Source organism: Psychrobacter sp. PP-21 (assembly GCF_033790785.1).
GTDB lineage: Bacteria > Pseudomonadota > Gammaproteobacteria > Pseudomonadales > Moraxellaceae > Psychrobacter.
In genome coordinates, this window is record NZ_JAMYEB010000060.1 from 1 (window position 1) to 939 (window position 939).

General features: G+C 42.2%; 1 protein-coding gene. It reads right to left on the minus strand.

All coding sequences use genetic code 11. The annotated features are described in order from the left end of the window. Positions 1-170 precede the first annotated feature (170 nt). The coding region (locus tag NJD71_RS13530) for an IS3 family transposase (protein WP_319052420.1) at positions 171-939 on the minus strand (769 nt) is incomplete at its 5' end.

The window sequence follows — 939 nt, forward strand, 5'->3', positions numbered from 1 at the left end:
GGTCTAACCACACTTAGAAGACGAGGGTAATAGTAAACTTAATCATAATAATTTAATCAGCGTAAGTTTTTTATTTTTTCTAGGTAACGTCCTAACGCACGTAAATATAAAAGTTTTAAACTATTGACCCCTGCCGTCAAATCCGTATACATAAACTTGGGAGATTTTAATTACGCAGCCTGACGATAATAATCAAACCACACCTGTCTTGGCGATTGATAGCCCAAACCCTTTTGAATCCTCGTCTGATTGTAGTACAGCTCGATATAACTGATAATATCATTGATGGCTGTGAACCTTGTTTTATAGTCTTGATGATATACCAGCTCATTCTTTAATGTGCCCCAGAAGCTTTCTATCGGAGCGTTATCGAAACAGTTGCCTTTGCCGCTCATTGAGCCTATAAATTGATGCTGCTTAATGGTCTTGTGGTAGGCGTGACTGCAATACTGACTGCCTCTGTCTGAATGAACGATTAGCCCTTTGCTTGGACGTTTATTCTTGATGGCCATATTTAGTGCTTTGCAAACTAAATCTGCGGTCATACGCTTGTTAATAGCGTAACCGACAAGCTCTTTGGTGTATAAGTCTTTGACCCCTGCTAAGTACAGCCAACCCTCATTCGTCCAGATATAGGTGATGTCGCTGACCCACGACTCGTTAGGGCGCTTAGCATCAAACTTCTGATCCAGTACGTTTGGATAGACCAGCTTGTTGTGATTGGAGTCGGTGGTGACTTTAAAGCGCTTATGACGACGACATTTAATGCCGTGTTGCTCTTTGATGCTTCTTACCATATACAGGCTAATGTTATGGCCTTGCTCGCTTAGATGAGCATGCAGTCGATCTGCGCCATAACGTTCTTTCGTTTCATTGTGAGCCGCTTTAACCAGTAATTCAGACTGGTTGCGATGTATCTGTTGGTCGCTGAGATCACGA